14 protein-coding genes are annotated in these 16,719 nt (G+C 64.8%); 12 read left to right on the plus strand and 2 right to left on the minus strand.

Features of this window, described 5'->3' with window-relative positions:
• Window positions 1–88: 88 nt before the first annotated feature.
• Window positions 89–295 carry a hypothetical protein gene (locus IRZ77_RS26965; protein ID WP_080958527.1) on the minus strand — a complete coding sequence of 69 codons (207 nt, stop codon included), beginning with the start codon at window positions 293–295 and terminating at the stop codon, window positions 89–91.
• A 229-nt stretch (window positions 296–524) separates the two neighbouring features.
• Here IRZ77_RS26965 and IRZ77_RS15850 point away from each other — a divergent pair, with 229 nt between their 5' ends.
• From IRZ77_RS15850 to IRZ77_RS15875, 6 genes are all read left to right on the plus strand, one after another.
• Window positions 525–1,505 (plus strand): quinone oxidoreductase family protein, encoded by a 981-nt coding sequence (locus tag IRZ77_RS15850; protein ID WP_085598824.1) that lies wholly within the window; start codon window positions 525–527, stop codon window positions 1,503–1,505.
• A 13-nt stretch (window positions 1,506–1,518) separates the two neighbouring features.
• Window positions 1,519–2,367: a TauD/TfdA dioxygenase family protein gene (locus IRZ77_RS15855; RefSeq protein ID WP_196173908.1), complete on the plus strand. Its 849-nt coding sequence runs from the start codon at window positions 1,519–1,521 to the stop codon at window positions 2,365–2,367.
• A gap of 54 nt (window positions 2,368–2,421) precedes the next feature.
• The gene (locus IRZ77_RS15860; protein ID WP_085598828.1) at window positions 2,422–3,474 is read left to right on the plus strand and encodes a BKACE family enzyme; all 1,053 of its coding nucleotides are present in this window, start codon (window positions 2,422–2,424) and stop codon (window positions 3,472–3,474) included.
• Window positions 3,475–3,662: 188 nt separating this feature from the next.
• On the plus strand, window positions 3,663–4,979 hold the full coding sequence (locus tag IRZ77_RS15865; RefSeq protein WP_196173909.1) for an MFS transporter: 1,317 nt from the start codon (window positions 3,663–3,665) through the stop codon (window positions 4,977–4,979).
• The gene (locus IRZ77_RS15870; protein ID WP_108481477.1) at window positions 4,976–5,629 is read left to right on the plus strand and encodes a DsbA family oxidoreductase; all 654 of its coding nucleotides are present in this window, start codon (window positions 4,976–4,978) and stop codon (window positions 5,627–5,629) included. Before IRZ77_RS15865 ends, IRZ77_RS15870 begins: the two co-directional genes overlap by 4 nt.
• Window positions 5,626–5,952, plus strand: a complete 327-nt coding sequence (locus tag IRZ77_RS15875; RefSeq protein ID WP_085598834.1) for a Rieske (2Fe-2S) protein — start codon at window positions 5,626–5,628, stop codon at window positions 5,950–5,952. Before IRZ77_RS15870 ends, IRZ77_RS15875 begins: the two co-directional genes overlap by 4 nt.
• Before the next feature lie 196 nt (window positions 5,953–6,148).
• On the opposite strand, the gene IRZ77_RS15880 is transcribed toward IRZ77_RS15875, so the two are convergent.
• Entirely contained in the window at window positions 6,149–7,159 is a 1,011-nt protein-coding gene (locus tag IRZ77_RS15880; protein ID WP_108481478.1) for an AraC family transcriptional regulator, read from the minus strand.
• A gap of 206 nt (window positions 7,160–7,365) precedes the next feature.
• On the opposite strand from IRZ77_RS15880, the gene IRZ77_RS15885 reads away from it, so the two are divergent.
• The 6 genes from IRZ77_RS15885 to IRZ77_RS15910 all read left to right on the plus strand — a co-directional run bounded on the left by IRZ77_RS15885 (window position 7,366) and on the right by IRZ77_RS15910 (window position 16,709).
• On the plus strand, window positions 7,366–7,944 hold the full coding sequence (locus tag IRZ77_RS15885; protein WP_046616696.1) for an RBBP9/YdeN family alpha/beta hydrolase: 579 nt from the start codon (window positions 7,366–7,368) through the stop codon (window positions 7,942–7,944).
• 74 nt (window positions 7,945–8,018) lie between these two features.
• A complete protein-coding gene (locus tag IRZ77_RS15890; protein WP_046616695.1) occupies window positions 8,019–9,974 on the plus strand; it encodes a DUF1302 domain-containing protein in 1,956 nt (651 codons plus the stop codon).
• Window positions 9,975–10,012: 38 nt separating this feature from the next.
• Window positions 10,013–11,371, plus strand: a complete 1,359-nt coding sequence (locus IRZ77_RS15895) for a DUF1329 domain-containing protein (RefSeq protein WP_046616694.1) — start codon at window positions 10,013–10,015, stop codon at window positions 11,369–11,371.
• Between the two features lie 21 nt (window positions 11,372–11,392).
• Window positions 11,393–12,388 (plus strand): WD40/YVTN/BNR-like repeat-containing protein, encoded by a 996-nt coding sequence (locus tag IRZ77_RS15900; protein ID WP_196173910.1) that lies wholly within the window; start codon window positions 11,393–11,395, stop codon window positions 12,386–12,388.
• A 15-nt stretch (window positions 12,389–12,403) separates the two neighbouring features.
• Window positions 12,404–14,938: an efflux RND transporter permease subunit gene (locus IRZ77_RS15905; protein WP_196173911.1), complete on the plus strand. Its 2,535-nt coding sequence runs from the start codon at window positions 12,404–12,406 to the stop codon at window positions 14,936–14,938.
• The gene (locus IRZ77_RS15910; protein ID WP_196173912.1) at window positions 14,931–16,709 is read left to right on the plus strand and encodes an acyl-CoA dehydrogenase C-terminal domain-containing protein; all 1,779 of its coding nucleotides are present in this window, start codon (window positions 14,931–14,933) and stop codon (window positions 16,707–16,709) included. Before IRZ77_RS15905 ends, IRZ77_RS15910 begins: the two co-directional genes overlap by 8 nt.
• Window positions 16,710–16,719 lie beyond the last annotated feature (10 nt).

A 16,719-nucleotide genomic window follows, 5' to 3' on the forward strand; every position in this document is an offset into this window, starting at 1 on the left:
GGCTGCTACGCAGCCCATCGCGACACAAGGCCGCTCCTACAGGGATCGCGCAGGCGTCTGGATTCTGGGTAAGACAGCGCGCCCGCGATCAGCCTGCATCACCGCGTTTGTTCATCTGTTCGCACTGCACCAGTGCATCCGTCCTGCTTGGATAACTGGGCTTGAGCCGCTCCTTCGCTTGGTTATCGTAAATGTCGAACCCCCCACAAACGGTAGCGGCGTAATAGCGGCTACCCACGCGGAACGATTCCTTTTCGATCGGTACAGCGGGAACGATAACGAATCTTGGTTGCATTTTTCGTGCCTCCCCAGGCAGAGACTTAAGTATTAGTCTGACCATGGATAACCATCAAGGAGACTCATGAATAAAACTTGGTTTTCGTTATCGGCAGGTCGACAGCTGTACTGTCATCAAATGAAAACCCGCTGTCGTCCGATGCGAAGCGCCCCACACACCAAGGGCATACAGTCCAGTCACACAGAACTGACGCCATGCGTCCAGATCGATGATTGGAGAGACAAGCATGTCCAAAGTCGTACGTTTCCATCAGACCGGTGGCCCCGAGGTGCTGCGCTACGAGGACGCCGAGGTCGGCGAGCCCGGCCCGGGGCAGGTGCGCTTGCGCCAGGTGGCGGTGGGCCTGAACTATGCCGATACCTATTTCCGCAACGGCACCTACCCGATCCCGTTGCCCAACGGCATTGGCGTGGAAGCGGCCGGCGTGGTCGAGGCGCTGGGCGAGGGCGTGACCCAGGTGGCGGTCGGTGACCGGGTCACCTATACCGGCTTCCTCAACACCCTGGGCGCTTACTGCACCGAGCGCCTGATCCCCGCGGCCGCGCTGATCAAGCTGCCGGATACCATCGCTTTCGAAACCGCCGCCGCCATGACCATGCGCGGCCTGACCTCCGCCTACCTGCTGCGTCGGCTCCATGACTTCAAACCCGGCGACAGCGTGCTGCTGCATGCTGCCGCTGGCGGGGTCGGCCTGATCGTCGCGCAGTGGGCGCAGTTGCTGGGGCTGAACGTGATCGGCACGGTGTCCACCGAGGCCAAGGCCGAAGTGGCTCGCGCCCATGGCTGCAACCACGTCATCAACTACAGCGCCGAGGACGTTGCCACGCGCGTGCGTGAACTGACCGATGGGGTAGGGGTGAACGTGGTGTTCGACAGCGTTGGCAAGAACACCTTCATGGGCTCGCTCGATGCGCTCAAGCGCCGCGGCCTGATGGTCTGCGTCGGTACGGCGTCGGGCACCATCCCGCCGTTCGACCCGCAGTTGCTGGCGATCAAGGGTTCGCTGCAGCTCACCCGCCCGGCGCTGGCCGACTTCATCGCCGACCCGGCGGAGAAGGCCGACCTGGCCGGCGAGCTGTTCGATCACGTTGGCAGCGGGCGCATCCGTATCGAGATCAACCAGCATTACGCACTGCAGGATGCCGTCCAGGCACACCGTGACCTGGAAGCGCGCAAGACCACCGGCTCGTCGATCTTCGTCATCTGAAGAGGGCAACAGCATGCACATCGAACAACTGACCTGCGCGATCGGTGCCGAAGTAAGTGGGGTCAACCTGGCCGACGCGATCCACGACGACGACCTGTTCGCCCAGCTTCGCGCGCAGTTGCTCCGGCACCGTGTGCTGTTCCTGCGCGACCAGCACTTCAGCCGCGCCGAACACGTGGCTTTCGCCCGCCGCTTCGGTGACCTGGAGGACCACCCGGTGGCCGGCAGCGACCCGGAGCATCCGGGCCTGGTACAGATCTACAAGCGCCCCGACCAGCCCAACGACCGCTATGAAAATGCCTGGCACACCGACGCCACCTGGCGCGAGGCACCGCCGATGGGCTGTGTGCTGCGCTGCATCGAATGCCCGCCCGTGGGCGGCGACACGATGTGGGCGAACATGGTGCTGGCCTATGAAAACCTGCCAGGCGATGTGAAGGCCAAGATCGAAGGCCTGCGCGCCCGTCACAGCATCGAGGCCAGCTTTGGCGCCGCCATGCCGCTGGAAAGACGCCTGGCGCTGAAGGCGCAGTTCCCTGATGCCGAGCACCCGGTGGTGCGCACCCACCCGGAAACCGGTGAGCAGGTGCTGTTCGTCAACGCTTTCACCACCCATTTCAGCAACTACCACACCCCGCAGCGGGTGCGCTTCGGGCAGGACGCCAACCCCGGTGCCAGCGACCTGCTGCGTTACCTGATAAGCCAGGCCTACCTGCCGGAGTACCAGGTGCGCTGGCGCTGGAAGCCCAACAGCGTGGCGATCTGGGACAACCGCAGCACACAGCATTACGCCGTCATGGACTACCCGCCGTGCCACCGCAAGATGGAACGCGCCGGGATCAAGGGCAGCACCACGTTCTGAGTTCGTCGCCGTCGCTGGCGGCAACCGCACAATAACAATAGCGAGGACTACAGCATGCAATTCTTCGACGATTCGTTGCACCCGGAAAACATGGAAAAGGTGGTGATCACCGTTGCTCCCTATGGCCCGGAGTGGATGCCCGAAGACTTCCCTGAAGACATTCCACTGACCATGGATGAGCAGGTGCAGAAGGCCGTCGACTGCTTTGATGCCGGTGCCACGGTATTGCACCTGCACGTGCGCGAACTGGATGGCAAGGGCTCCAAGCGCCTTTCCAAGTTCAACGAGCTGATCGCCGGGGTGCGCGAAGCGGTGCCGGACATGATCATCCAGGTTGGCGGGTCGATTTCCTTTGCTCCGGAAGGCGAAGGCGAGGCGGCCAAGTGGCTGTCGGACGACACCCGGCACATGCTCGCCGAGCTGACGCCGCGCCCCGACCAGGTGACCGTGGCCATCAACACCACGCAGATGAACATCATGGAGTTGCTGTACCCCGAGTACCTGGAAGGCACCTCGCTGGCCAGCCCGGCGATTCATGCCGCGTACAGCGAGATGACCGTGCCGGCCGGCCCGGCCTGGGTCCGCGAACACCTGCGCCGCCTGCAGGCCAGCAACATCCAGCCGCATTTCCAGCTGACCGGCATGCATGCCTTGGAGACGCTCGAGCGCATCGTCCGCCGTGGTGACTACATGGGCCCGCTGAACCTGACCTGGATCGGCATTGGCGGCGGCTTCGACGGCCCCAACCCGTTCAACTTCTTCAACTTCATCCACCGCGCGCCGGACGGTTGCACCCTGACCGCCGAATCGTTGCTGAAGAACGTGCTGCCGTTCAACACCATGGCCCTGGCCATGGGCCTGCACCCACGCTGCGGCAACGAAGACACCATCATCGACCAGCATGGCAAGCGCTTTACCTCGGTGCAGCAGATCCAGCAGACCGTGCGTGTGGCCCATGAGCTGGGCCGCGAGATTGCCAGCGGCAAGGAAGCACGCGCCATTTACCGCATCGGGCAGCAGTACGACAGCATCGAGCAGACCCTCAAGGCCAACGGCATGGCGCCGAATCGCCAGCCGGGCGTGAAGGGCGTGCCGCAGCGCGGCTGATGCTGGTACGGCAGGCCCGGCCTCTTCGCGGGCATGCCCGCTCCCACAGGTGCGGCACTGGCCCAAAGGTCGACGCTGTCCCTGTGGGAGCGGGCGAGCCCGCGAAGAGGCCCGCAAAAGCAATATGAATGTTGGCTGTAACCCATAACAACAAGAACAACCTCACGCCCCGCACCCAAGGAGGCAACATGGCCACCTATCTCGCCAGTGCCGAAGATTCCGGCACCGACACCGCCCACAGCGTCCCCCGGCGCTATGCCTGGGTGGTCTTCGCCCTGACCTTTGGCCTGTTGATCTCCGACTACATGTCGCGCCAGGTGCTCAACGCGGTGTTCCCGCTGCTCAAGGGCGAATGGGCATTGAGCGACAGCCAGCTCGGCCTGCTCAGCGGTATCGTCGCGCTGATGGTCGGCCTGCTGACCTTCCCGCTGTCGCTGCTGGCCGACCGCTTCGGCCGGGTGCGCAGCCTGGTGCTGATGGCGGTTCTGTGGAGCCTGGCCACCCTCGGCTGCGCCCTGGCGGAAAACTACCCGCAAATGTTCATCGCGCGGTTTCTGGTCGGGGTAGGCGAAGCTGCCTACGGCAGCGTCGGCATCGCCGTGGTGGTCGCCGTGTTCCCCCGCGACATGCGCTCGACCCTGGCCGGCGCGTTCATGGCCGGTGGCATGTTCGGTTCGGTACTGGGCATGGCCCTCGGCGGTGTACTGGCCCAGCACCTGGGCTGGCGCTGGGCATTCGCCGGCATGGCGCTGTTCGGCCTGGTGCTGGCGATGCTGTACCCGCTGATCGTCAAGGAGGCGCGTATTGCGCCTCGATGCACGCAGCAGTCGCAAGGCAAGGCCGGCCGCCCGTTGCGCACCCTGTACAGCAGCCGCTCGGTCATCGCGGCCTACGTCGGCAGCGGGCTGCAGCTGTTCGTTGGCGGCACCGTGATGGTATGGATGCCCAGCTACCTGAACCGCTATTACGCCATGGGCACCGACCGCGCCGGGGCGATTGCCGCAGTCATCGTGCTGTGCAGCGGCATCGGCATGATCCTCTGCGCCATGCTCTGCGACCGGCTCGGGCGGCAGCGCCCGGACCGCAAGATCAGCCTGGCCATCGCCTACTGCCTGGGCAGTTGCGCGCTGTTGTCCCTCGCTTTCGCGCTGCCAGCCGGAACTGCCCAACTGGTGCTGATCTGCCTGGGCATGATGATCGCCGCCGGCACCAACGGCCCGTCCAGTGCCATGGTCGCCAACCTCACCCACGCCTCGGTGCACGGCACCGCGTTTGCCACCCTGACCCTGGCCAACAACCTGTTGGGCCTGGCCACCGGGCCGCTGATCACCGGGCGCGTTTCCGACCTGGTCGGCCTGCATGCCGCCTTCCAGCTGGTGCCGCTGATGAGCATCGGCGCAGCGGGGGTGTTTTTCCTCGCCAAACGTCATTACCACCGCGACATGGACCGTCTGCATGCACCGGCACACGACACTGCCGACGCACCCCGGGAGTTGAAACCGTGAAACAGCTGTTGTCCGTCGAAGTGTTCTTCGATTTCGTCTGCCCGTGGTGCCTGATTGGCCAGCGGCACCTGCAGGCCGCCCTGTTGCACTTGCAGCGCGAACAGCCGCAAGTGCAAGTACAACTGCAATGGCGAGGTGTGCAGTTGTTGCCTGGCTTGCCAGCCGGTGGCGTGCCGTTTCATGCCTTCTATCTGCAACGCCTAGGCAGCGAGGAGGCGGTACGCGAGCGCCAGGCCCAGGTGCGCGCCGCTGCCCGTGTGGTAGGCGAGGACATCGACTTCTCACGTATTCGCCGCATGCCCAACACCGGCAATGCCCATCGGCTGCTGCAACGGGCTGCCCAGTTGCTCGAACCATCGCAACTGGAAGCCTTGCTGGCGCAGCTGTTCATCGCCTATTTCCACCAGGGGCGCGACCTGGGGGATAGCCGCACCTTGCTCGACATCGCCCAATGTTGCGGGCTGGATACCGCGCAGGTCATCGACTGCCTGCGTGACGACGGCAGCCCGTTCCTCGATGGGGCCGGGCGCGCTGGCAGTGCCGTGCCGCGTTTTCGTTTCAATCATGGGCCGCTCATCGCAGGTGCACAGCCTGCCGAGGTGCTGTATGCGGCCATGACCGAAGCGCTGCAAGAGGTCGAGAGGGCGTGACCCGACGTATTGCATTGGCTCCCCATCAGGTGCCGGAACGTGGCGGCCGTGTGCTGTTGGCCTGCGAAGGGCGCAGCGTGGCGCTGTTCAACGTTGCCGACTCGCTCTATGCCATCGAAGACAGCTGCCCGCACCAGGGCGCGTCGTTGTGCGGCGGCCGGCTGGAAGGCCGTGTCATCCAGTGCTGCGCGCATGGCCTGCGCTTTGACCTGGCCAGCGGCTACCTGGTCAATTCCAGGGCTTTGAAGGTTACCAGCTACCCGGTCGAGCAGCAGGGCGGTCAGGTCTACATCGTATTTGACGGTGAGGAAGCGGGACAATGAATACACTGGCACTTGGCGCTACCCATCAGCGTATTCGCACCCTCTCACCGTAATCGGCGTGTCGGCGCTGTCGACCCTGGCGTTGATGGTGGGGGAGAGCGTGTTTCTTGTGCTTTTGGTGCTGGCGTTGATGCACTGGGGCCTTGCCTGACTGCTTGACGCGGTCGATTGTAGGAGCGGCCGTACCAGGTTCAAGCTAAAGCCCTTGATCATCCCGCTGTGCCCGCCAACTGGCCGGCGGCATGCCGAACTGGGCGATGAACCAGCGGGTGAACGAACTTGGCATCGAATAACCCAGCATGTCGGCGATACGCCCCAGCGAATAGCCGGGGTTCTCCAGGTAGCGCATCACCAGGTCACGGCGCACGCTGTTGATCAGGTCCTTGAAGGTCAACCCGCTTTCTTCCAGGCGACGCTGCAGGGTGCGCACGTTCATTCCCTGGGTCTGTGCCACCTGCTCGATGGTGGCACGGCCCATGGGCAGCAGCAGGTAAATGGTCTTGCGCAACTCCAGCTCCAGGGACGGCGTGCCGCCCGCTGGCAGGCTGTCCAGATAGCGTTGCGCCAGGCGCGCCATGGCCTCGTTGGCCTGCGGGCTGGCGGTGTCGAGGTCGGCGGCCGGGCAGACGATACCGTTGAACTCGCTGCCGAACACCAACGTGCAGCCGAAAATGCGCCGGTGGGTGGCCAGGTCGGCGGGAGGCGCGTGGGTGAAGTTGGCGCTGATCGGGTGCCAATGCGCACCCAGCAGCGCCGCGCACAGGCGCATCATCACGCCGATTGCCAGCTCGGTGGCCTGGCGGCTGCAGGGCGCGCGTTCGTTGATCACTTCCTCGCGAATGACCACGGTCTTGCCGGCTTCCTCGATATGAATGGCCAGTGCGTCATTGAGCAGGTGACGGTATTGCACGATCACCTGCAGTGCATCACGCAGGGTGCGTTGGTGGCTGAGCAGCAAGCTGATTTCGCCGAAGTCCGACAGTTGCCGCAATTCGGCCATGCGCAGGCCGAAGCTTTCGCAGCGGCTGGCGTTGGCGGAGGCTTCCAGCAAGGCGATGACGCTGGCAACCGGAATACGCCTGTTGGGGTCTTCGAGCAACGCGGCGCTTAGGCCAACCTGTGCCAACAGCGCTTGGGGATTGAGGCCCAGGTGGCGGGACACCTCAAGATAGTTGGTCAAGCTGGCGGCACGGACTAGGGCAGGCATTTTTTTTGTTTTCCATGCGGTTTCTTGTTGTTGGGTATGCCGACATGCGTTTTGTGTCTTATAGCCTGCGTGTCATGAATTGAAAAGCAAAGCCCCGTCATGGCCATTGTCATCAAATGAAAAGTCCCTGACGCCCAATGTGAAGCACCCGGTGGGTGGGCTGTTTACTGTGAACCTCAAGAGCTACACCGCACACGAGGTTCACCGTGGAAAAACTGCAAACCACCGCCACCGTGCTGATCGTCCCCGGCCTGCGCGACCATGTCGCCGAACACTGGCAGACCCTGCTCGCAGGCCGCCTGGCCAAGGTACGCAGCGTCCCGCCGCTGCAAGTCGACGGCCTGAGCTGCACGGCCCGGGTCGAGGCGATCCAGCGCGAACTGGGCCAGATCGATGGTGAGGTGATCCTGGTGGCGCACAGCGCTGGCGTGTTGATGGTCGCCCACTGGGCGGCGCGCTACCGGCGGCCGATCAAGGGTGCATTGCTGGCGGCACCGCCCGACCTGAACGCGCCATGGCCGGCCCACTACCCAAGCCCGGCCAGCCTGGCCGAGCACGGCTGGTCGCCATTGCCCCAGCAGCCGTTGCCGTTCCCCAGCATTGTCGCGGCCAGTAGCAACGACCACCTGGCCAGCTTTGCCGCAGCCAGCACCCTGGCCCAAGGCTGGGGTAGTGAACTGGTCGCACTGGGGGCCGTCGGCCACCTCAATCCGGCCTCCGGCTTCGGCCCCTGGCCGCAGGCCGAGGCCTTCATCCTGCGACTGGACCAGCCCAACCTGCAATAGCGCATGGACGCCCCAGCCACGCTCGCAAAAGACGGGCGGCGAAAAGAACAATAACAATACGTGGAGCCATCGTAATGCCAGAACACCGCATTCACCGTGCTGTGAAACCACAGCGCTGCCTGCTCGCCTGCGCCATCGGGCTGCTCACGCTGCCCGCCGCCCAGGCGTTCGAAGTCGATACCGGTAATGAAAACTGGGCCGTGCGCTTCGACAACACCGTCAAGTACAACTACGGCGTACGCACCGAAAGCGCCGACAAGCGCATGCTAGGTACGCCCAACAGCAACGACGGTGACTACAACTTCCGCAAGGCCGGCACCAACATCACCAACAGGGTCGACCTGCTGACCGAACTGGACGTGGTCTACCAGGGCAACACCGGGTTTCGCCTCAGCACCGCCAGCTGGTACGACAAGGCCTATGACAACACCGGCTCCAATAGCAACCCGTTCGTCAACGGCAACGGTGACCAGTCCGGCATCAACCCCAGCCTCAATGGCCTGCCCGGCACCGGTGTGCCGCTGGGCAGCCCGCACCTGAGCAACTACGCCCAGCGTTACTACAGCGGCCCGTCCGGTGAAGTGCTGGATGCCTTCGTGTTCTTCAGCCGTGAAGTCGGCGAGGCCTCGCAGGTCAGCGCCAAGCTGGGCCAGCACAACCTGTTCTGGGGTGAAACCCTGCTCAACCCGGTGCACTCGCTAAGCTATGGCCAGTCGGGCCTCGACCTGGCCAAGCTGGCTGCCTCGCCGGGCACCGAGGCCAAGGAGCTGTTCGTACCGCGCAACCAACTGTCGACCTCGTTCCTGGTCAACTCCGAACTGACCCTGGGCGCCCAGTACTTCTTCGACTGGGACGCCGCCCGCCTGCCCGAAGCCGGTACCTACTATGGCGGCTCGGACGTGGTAGGCGAGGGCGCCCAAAGCTTCCTGCTCGGCCACACCGGCACCCCGGGGCTGATCCCGGTGCGCGGTGCGCTGACCACCATCCGCCGTGGCCATGACCTGAACCCCGGCAAGAGCGGCGACTGGGGCATCATGGCCAAGTGGTCGCCCGAGTGGCTGGGCGGCACCCTCGGTTTCTACTACCGCAAGACCTCCGAGATCCTCCCACAGGCCTGGCTCGACGCACGCGGCATGACCGTCGCCAACGGCCCGTTCGGCAACCCGCCGGGCAGCCGCCAAGGTGCAGTCGGCAACCTGTACAACTCGCTGCAAAGCACTACCTACCAGTTCGCCTACTCCGATGACATCGACATCTATGGCCTGAGCCTGTCCAAGGATGTGGGCGGCATCAGTGTCGGCAGCGACCTGAACATTCGCCACAACATGCCGTTGGCGAGCATCCCGGCAATCGTCAGCGCCCCCGGCCAGGGTGGCCTGGGTGGCGGCTTTGGTTTGCTGCCGGCACGCCTGCCCAGCAGCGGGGTGATCTACGACGTACCCAAGGATGGCGACGGCCTGAGCGCCACCGGCGACACCCTGCACTGGACCTTGAACGGCCTGATGACCATTGGCGATACGCCGCTGTTCGATTCGGCAACCCTGCTCGGCGAGCTGTTCTACAGCAACCTGCTCAAGCTCGATAGCCACAACGAGGCCTTGTACAAGGGCAAGAGCAGCTACCGCGGTATCGACAAGGCCACCCGCGACAACTGGGGCATCGCCGTCAACTTCACCCCTACCTGGTACCAGGTGCTGCCAGGTATGGACCTGAGCATGCCGCTATCGGTCAACGTCGGCCTCGACGGCGTGTCGCCGGTGCAGGGCGGTGGCGCCGAGAACACTGGCAACTATGCGGTGGGCGTGAGCGCCGCGATCTACAACCAGTACTTCGTCGACCTCAAGTACGTCGACAGTTTCGGTGAGACCAAGGCCTGCAAGGACGGCCAGACCGACGGCAGCACCCCCAACGCCCTGGACGGCGAACAGGATTACACCTGCTACGGCGGCGGCTACGCCTCCTTCTCCGGCGGTGGTGCCACCACCGAGGACCGTGGCGCCCTGTACCTGACCGTCAAGACGACCTTCTGAGTCATGTTTCCTACAGCCTGCACAGGAAGACAACCATCATGAATTTCGTACGTACCCTGCTGGCCTCGTGCCTGTCACTGGCCGCCCTGAACGCTGCACAGGCCGCTGTTTCCACTGATCAGGCGGCGCGCCTGGGCACCAGCCTGACCGTCATCGGCGCGGAGAAGGCCGGCAACGCCGATGGCTCGATCCCGGCCTACCAGGGCGGCCTGCTGACGCCGCCAGCCAGCTACCAGAGCGGCGCCAGCATGCGCCCCGACCCGTTCGCCAGCGACAAGCCGCTGCTGGTCATCGATGGCAAGAACGCCGAGCAGTACAAGGGCCAGTTGACCGCCACCACCCTGGAGCTGCTCAAGCGCTACCCCAGCTACCGCGTCGATGTGTACCCGACCCACCGTAGCGTGGCGCTGCCGCAAGCGGTGCTCGACAACACCCGCAAGAACGCCACCGGCGCCAACAGCAAGGAGGGCGGCACTGCGGTAGACAACGTGCTGCCGGGCATCCCGTTCCCCATTCCGCAGAACGGCGCCGAGGCCATGTGGAACTTCCTGCTGCGCTATCAGGGCGTGAGCATGACTGCCAAGTACGACTCGTGGAACGTCGACGCTGCTGGCAAACCATCGCTGTCGACCACCGGCCAGGCCAATATCAGCTACCCGATATACGAAGACATGACCAAGCCGATCGGTGCCAAGGACACCTACTACCAGATGAAGCTGGTGTACACCGGGCCCGCGCGCCGTGCCGGCGAAGCAATGATGCTGCGCGACGCCGCCAACCCGCTGGTGCAACCACGCAGCGCCTGGCAGTACCTGCCGGGTCAGCGCCGGGTCAAGCTGGCGCCGAACCTGGCCTACGACACGCCCAACCCGGGCACCTCGGGTTCGGGCACCTACGATGATGTGTTCGTTTTCAACGGAGCGCTGGACCGCTACGACTGGACCCTGGTCGGCAAGCAGGAAATGTACGTGCCGTACAACACCTATCAGCTGACCTACAACACCGACGTCAAGCAGGTGATCACCCCCAACCACCTGGCGCCGCAGTTCGTGCGTTGGGAGAAGCACCGGGTGTGGGTGGTGGAAGGCAAGCTCAAGGACGGTGCGCGCCATATCTACCACAAGCGCCGCTTCTATCTCGATGAAGACAGCTGGATCGCTCTGGCCTCGGACCAGTACGACGCCCGTGGCCAGTTGTACCGCGGCTCGTTCGCCTTCCTCACCCAGAGCTACGACAAACAGACCCCGGACGCCACGCCGTTCATGATCTACGACCTGATCGGCGGCACCTACAACCTCAATGGCGTAGTCGGTGCCTACGGCGGCATCCGCTACATCGACCCGCTGTCGAAAACCCAGTGGTCGCCCGAGTCGCTGGCCGGCAACGGCATTCGCTGAGCGCACGGAGCAGAGGTGGCAATGTCTGTCTTCAAACGATGCAGCGTGGTAGTTCTGGCCTGGGCCGCGCTGCAGGGCGCGGCCCAGGCTGCGCCCTTCACCGATGTGCTGGACCTGCCCGCCATGCCCAGCGCCCTTGTCGCCAGCAGCGCCTTGCGCGATGTAGCCCTGGCTGGGCAGCGCCTGGTCGCGGTGGGCCCGCGTGGGCACATCCTGTACTCCGACGACCATGGCACGCACTGGCAGCAGGCCCAGGTGCCGGTCAGCGCCGATCTTAATGCCGTGAGCTTCGCCACGCCCGAGCTCGGCTGGGCGGTTGGCCACGATGGCGTGGTGCTGCACAGCCGTGATGGCGGCGTGCACTGGCAGAAGCAGCTGGATGGCCGGGCGCTGGCCGAGCAACTGCCGGGCACAGGTAGCGACAATGCCTTGCTCGACGTTTGGTTCGGCGATGCCCGCAATGGCTATGCGGTCGGCGTGTTCAACCTGCTGTTACGCACCGTTGATGGCGGCGAGCACTGGCAGCCCTGGCTCGACCACAGCGATAACCCCCAAGGCCTGCACCTGACCAGCCTGGCCGCGGTGGGTGACGAGCTGTACATCACCGGCGAGCAAGGCCTGCTGCTGAAGCAGGACGGTGAGCGTTTCAGCCGTGTCGAGACACCCTACGCCGGCACACTGTTCGGTGCTGTCGGCAAGCCTGGCGTACTGCTGGTCTACGGCTTGCGCGGGCATGCCTACCGCAGTACCGACGGCGGCCGGCAATGGCAACCGGTCAGCACGGGTGTGAACACCAGCCTCACCGCCGCCGGTGTCGACCGTGACGGCCAGCTATGGCTGGCCAGCCAGGCTGGCGACCTGCTGCTCAGCCGGGATGATGGCGCAAGCTTCAGCCCGGTGCCGCAAAGCGCCCGTGGCCCGGTGACCGCGCTCGCCACCGATACCGGCAACGGCCTGGTCCTGGTGGGCGAGCGGGGCGTGCGCAACCAGGCCGGCAACCCCACGCTGCACCCATAACAAGAGAAGACCCTGATGGCCGCAACCCGCCAAGACAACCTGCCGGTAATCCGCAACCTCGACGACTTCGACCCACGCTCGGGCAATTGCCTGGAGCGCCTGGTGTTCAACCATCGCCTGCCGTTCCTGCTGTGCATGCTGCTGGCGACCCTGGTACTGGGCTACATGGCGCTCACCCGCCTGGAGCTGCGCCCCAGCTTCGACAAGATGCTGCCGCAGAGCCACCCCTACATCCAGAACTACCTGGAAAACCGCCCATCACTGCGTGGCCTGGGCAATGCGGTGCGGGTGGTAGTGGAGAACACCCAGGGCGACATCTTCGACCCGGGCTACCTGCAGACCCTGCGCCACATCAACGACGAGCTGTTCCTCAGCCAGGGCGTGGACCGGGCCTGGGTGAAGTCGCTGTGGAGCCCTGCGGTGCGCTGGACCGAGGTGACCGAGGAGGGCTTCCAGGGCGGCCCGGTGATGCCCGACGGCTACCAGGGCGCTACGGGTGACATCGAGCAGCTGCGGCAGAACATCGAGCGCGCCAACATCGTCGGCAGCCTGGTGGCGCGGGACTTTAAGTCGAGCATGCTGGTCGTGCCGCTGCTCGACCAGGATTCGGCCACCGGCAAGGGCCTCGACTACCACGCCTTCTCGCAGAAGCTCGAGCAACTGCGCAGCCAGTACCAGGCCAGCGGCCAGTACCGCATCCATGTGATCGGTTTTGCCAAGCTGATGGGCGACCTGATCGACGGGCTGATCCAGGTGATGGCGTTCTTCGCCCTGGCGGTGCTGACCAGCCTGCTGATCATCTACTGCTACACCCGTTGCCTGCGCAGCACCCTGCTGGTGGTGCTGTGTTCACTGACCGCAGTGGTGTGGCAGCTGGGCATCGTGGCCTGGCTGGGCTACGCCATCGACCCGTATTCGATCCTGGTGCCATTCCTGATCTTTGCCATCGGCGTATCCCACGCGGCGCAGAAGATGAACGGCATCCTTCAGGACATCGGCCGTGGCACCCACCGTCAGGTGGCAGCGCGCTATACCTTCCGCCGCCTGTTCGTGGCCGGGGTGACTGCATTGCTGGCCGATGCGGTGGGCTTTGCCGTGCTGATGCTGATCGACATACCGGTGATTCAGGACCTGGCGATCACCGCCAGCATCGGCGTGGCGGTGCTGATCTTCACCTCGCTGCTGCTGATGCCGGTGGCGCTGTCTTATGTTGGCGTGGGCCGCAGGGCCGCTGAACGAGCCCTGGCTATCGATGCGCGCTGGGGCCTTCGCGGGCACGCCCGCTCCCACGGGGACGGCGCGATACCTGTGGGAGCGGGCATGCCCGCGAAGGGCTGCAACGCAGCCCCAATCAACCTGTGGGACCTGCTCGACCGCTTCACCGAACGCAAATGGGCCAGCGTCGCACTGCTGGTGGCGCTGGCCCTGGGCGCCCTCGGTATCTGGGGCAGCCTGCAACTGAAAATCGGCGACCTCGACAGCGGTGCCCCCGAGTTGCGCGCCGACTCCCGCTATAACCTCGACAATGCCTACATCACCCAGCACTACGCGCTGTCCAGCGATACCTTCGCGGTGATGGTCAAGACCGCTCCGGAAGGCTGCCTGCAATACCAGACACTGGTGCTTGCCGACCGCCTGGCCTGGGAGCTGCAGCAATTGCCGGGTGTGCAGACCACCGTGTCGCTGGCCAATGCCGTGCGCCAGATCACCGCCGGCACCTACGAAGGCAACCCGCGCCTGAACAGCCTGCAGCGCAACCAGGACGTGCTCAACTACGCCGCCCAGCAGGCTTCGGTAAACGCCCCTGAGTTGTTCAACAACGATTGCTCGCTGATGCCGGTAATCGCCTACCTAAAGGACCATCGCGCCGACACCCTGGCTCAGGTGGCCGCCGTGGCAGAGCGTTTTGCCCAGGCCAACAGCAGCACCGAACAGCAGTTCCTGCTTGCCGCCGGCAGCGCCGGTATCGAGGCCGCCACCAATGTGGTGGTCAGCGAGGCCAACCACCGCATGCTGTTGCTGGTGTACCTGGCAGTCACGCTGTTCTGCCTGTTCACCTTCCGTAGCTGGCGCGCCACGCTGGTGGCGATCCTGCCGTTGATGCTCACCTCGGTACTGTGCGAGGCGCTGATGGTAGCCATGGGCATTGGCGTCAAGGTCGCCACCTTGCCGGTGATCGCACTGGGCGTAGGCATCGGCGTGGACTACGCGCTGTACCTGCTCAGCGTGCAACTGCACTACCAGCGCGCCGGGCTGAGCCTGGCCCAGGCCTACCAGAAAGCCGTGGCCTTCACCGGCCGGGTGGTCGGGCTGGTCGGCATCACCCTGGCAGCCGGCGTGGTCGGCTGGGCGTGGTCGCCGATCAAGTTCCAGGCCGACATGGGCCTGCTGCTGACCTTCATGTTTCTGTGGAACATGCTCGGCGCGCTGGTGTTGATCCCTGCGCTGTCGCATTTCCTCCTGCGTGGCCAGGCCGCCCCGGCACCTGCCGAGGCCCAGGCCACGTCGCTTCCGCAAACCCAAGAAACCGAGTGTTCGCCTCATGTCTGATTACCTTCCGCCACTGCGCGACATGGATTTTCTGTTCAACGAAGTGTTCGACATCCCGGCCTGGTGGGCGCAAACGCCCGCGCTGGCCGAGCAGGTCGATGGGGATACTGCCCGGGCCGTGCTCGAACAGGCCGGCCGGCTGATTGCCGAGGTGGTGGCGCCACTCAACCGCAGTGGTGACGAGCAGGGTTGCCGCTGGGAGGCGGGCCAGGTACGTACCCCCGATGGCTTCGCCGATGCCTACCGGGCATTCGCCGCAGATGGCTGGGTGGGTGTGGCTGGTGCCCCGGAATATGGGGGGATGGGCATGCCGAAAGTGATCGGCGCCCAGCTCGAAGAAATGCTCAATGCCGCCAACCTGTCGTTCGGCCTGTACCCGATGCTGACCGCCGGGGCCTGCCTGGCGCTGCTCAACCATGCCAGTGAGTCGTTGAAGGCGTTGTACCTGCCGCCCATGTACCAAGGGCGCTGGGCCGGTTCGATGTGCCTGACCGAGCCGCACGCTGGCACTGACCTGGGCCTGATTCGCACCCGCGCCGAGCCGGTTGCCGATGGCAGCTACCGCATCAGCGGGACCAAGATCTTCATCACTGGCGGTGAGCAGGACCTGACCGAGAACATCATCCACCTGGTGCTGGCGCGGCTGCCGGATGCGCCAGCCGGGCCCAAGGGCATCTCGCTGTTCCTGGTGCCCAAGGTGCTGGTTGACGCCGACGGCGTGCTGGGCGAGGCCAACGCGGTGAGTTGCGGGTCGATCGAGCACAAGATGGGCATCAAGGCCTCGGCCACCTGCGTGATGAACTTCGACGGTGCAATCGGCTACCTGATCGGCGAGCCGAACAAGGGCCTCAACGCGATGTTCACCATGATGAACTACGAGCGCCTGGGCGTAGGTATCCAGGGCCTGGCCCTGGGCGAACGCTCCTACCAGGGTGCCATCGCCTATGCCCGTGATCGCCAGCAGGGGCGTGCGCCGACCGGCGCCGAAGCGCCGGGGCAAGCCGCTGACCCGATCATCGTCCACCCGGACGTGCGGCGCATGCTGCTGACCATGAAAGCGCTGAACGAAGGCGGGCGGGCATTCTCCACCTATGTGGCACTGCAGCTGGACCTGGCCAAGTACAGCGAGGCCCCGGTCGCACGCGCCCAGGCCGAGGCCAAGGTGGCGTTGCTCACACCGGTGGCCAAGGCCTTCCTTACCGACATGGGGCTGGAAACCACCGTGCACGGCCAGCAGGTGCTGGGCGGTCATGGCTATATCCGCGAGTGGGGTCAGGAGCAGTTGATCCGCGACTGCCGCATCACCCAGATCTACGAGGGCACCAACGGCATCCAGGCCCTCGACCTGGTGGGGCGCAAACTGTTTGCCGATGGCGGCCAGGCCTATCGCAGCGTGTCCGAGGAAATTACCGCCTTTGCCAAGATGCTGCCTGCGGCGTGCGCCGAGTTCGGTGCGCCGCTGCTGGCTGCCGTGCGCAACCTCGACGAGCTCACCGCCTGGTTGCTCGACCGCGCCCAGAGCAACCCGCGCGAGCTTGGCGCGGCAGCGGTGGAGTACCTGCAGGTGTTTGGCTACACCTTCTACGCCTACCTGTGGGCACGCATGGCCGTGGTATGCCAGTGTCATGCGGCCCCCGAGCCGTTCCACCTTGGCAAGCTGGGCACCGCGCGGTTCTACTTTGCCCGCCTGCTGCCACGCATTCATTCGCTGAGCGCCAGTGTGAGGGCCGGTAGCGACTGCCTGTACCTGCTCGAGGCCGGGCAACTGTGAGGGCCGCCGA

The organism is Pseudomonas pudica (assembly GCF_015680405.1).
In the GTDB taxonomy this organism is placed as follows: Bacteria; Pseudomonadota; Gammaproteobacteria; order Pseudomonadales; family Pseudomonadaceae; genus Aquipseudomonas; species Aquipseudomonas pudica.

Bases quoted from the DNA above. Each gene is read 5' to 3' on its own strand.
- IRZ77_RS15905 (WP_196173911.1), top strand. From the start codon at position 12,404: ATGGCCGCAACCCGCCAAGACAACCTGCCGGTAATCCGCAACCTCGAC.
- IRZ77_RS15855 (WP_196173908.1), top strand. From the start codon at position 1,519: ATGCACATCGAACAACTGACCTGCGCGATCGGTGCCGAAGTAAGTGGG.
- IRZ77_RS15890 (WP_046616695.1), top strand. From the start codon at position 8,019: ATGCCAGAACACCGCATTCACCGTGCTGTGAAACCACAGCGCTGCCTG.
- IRZ77_RS15880 (WP_108481478.1), bottom strand. From the start codon at position 7,159: ATGCCTGCCCTAGTCCGTGCCGCCAGCTTGACCAACTATCTTGAGGTG.
- IRZ77_RS15850 (WP_085598824.1), top strand. From the start codon at position 525: ATGTCCAAAGTCGTACGTTTCCATCAGACCGGTGGCCCCGAGGTGCTG.
- IRZ77_RS15860 (WP_085598828.1), top strand. From the start codon at position 2,422: ATGCAATTCTTCGACGATTCGTTGCACCCGGAAAACATGGAAAAGGTG.
- IRZ77_RS26965 (WP_080958527.1), bottom strand. From the start codon at position 295: ATGCAACCAAGATTCGTTATCGTTCCCGCTGTACCGATCGAAAAGGAA.
- IRZ77_RS15895 (WP_046616694.1), top strand. From the start codon at position 10,013: ATGAATTTCGTACGTACCCTGCTGGCCTCGTGCCTGTCACTGGCCGCC.
- IRZ77_RS15910 (WP_196173912.1), top strand. From the start codon at position 14,931: ATGTCTGATTACCTTCCGCCACTGCGCGACATGGATTTTCTGTTCAAC.
- IRZ77_RS15900 (WP_196173910.1), top strand. From the start codon at position 11,393: ATGTCTGTCTTCAAACGATGCAGCGTGGTAGTTCTGGCCTGGGCCGCG.
- IRZ77_RS15865 (WP_196173909.1), top strand. From the start codon at position 3,663: ATGGCCACCTATCTCGCCAGTGCCGAAGATTCCGGCACCGACACCGCC.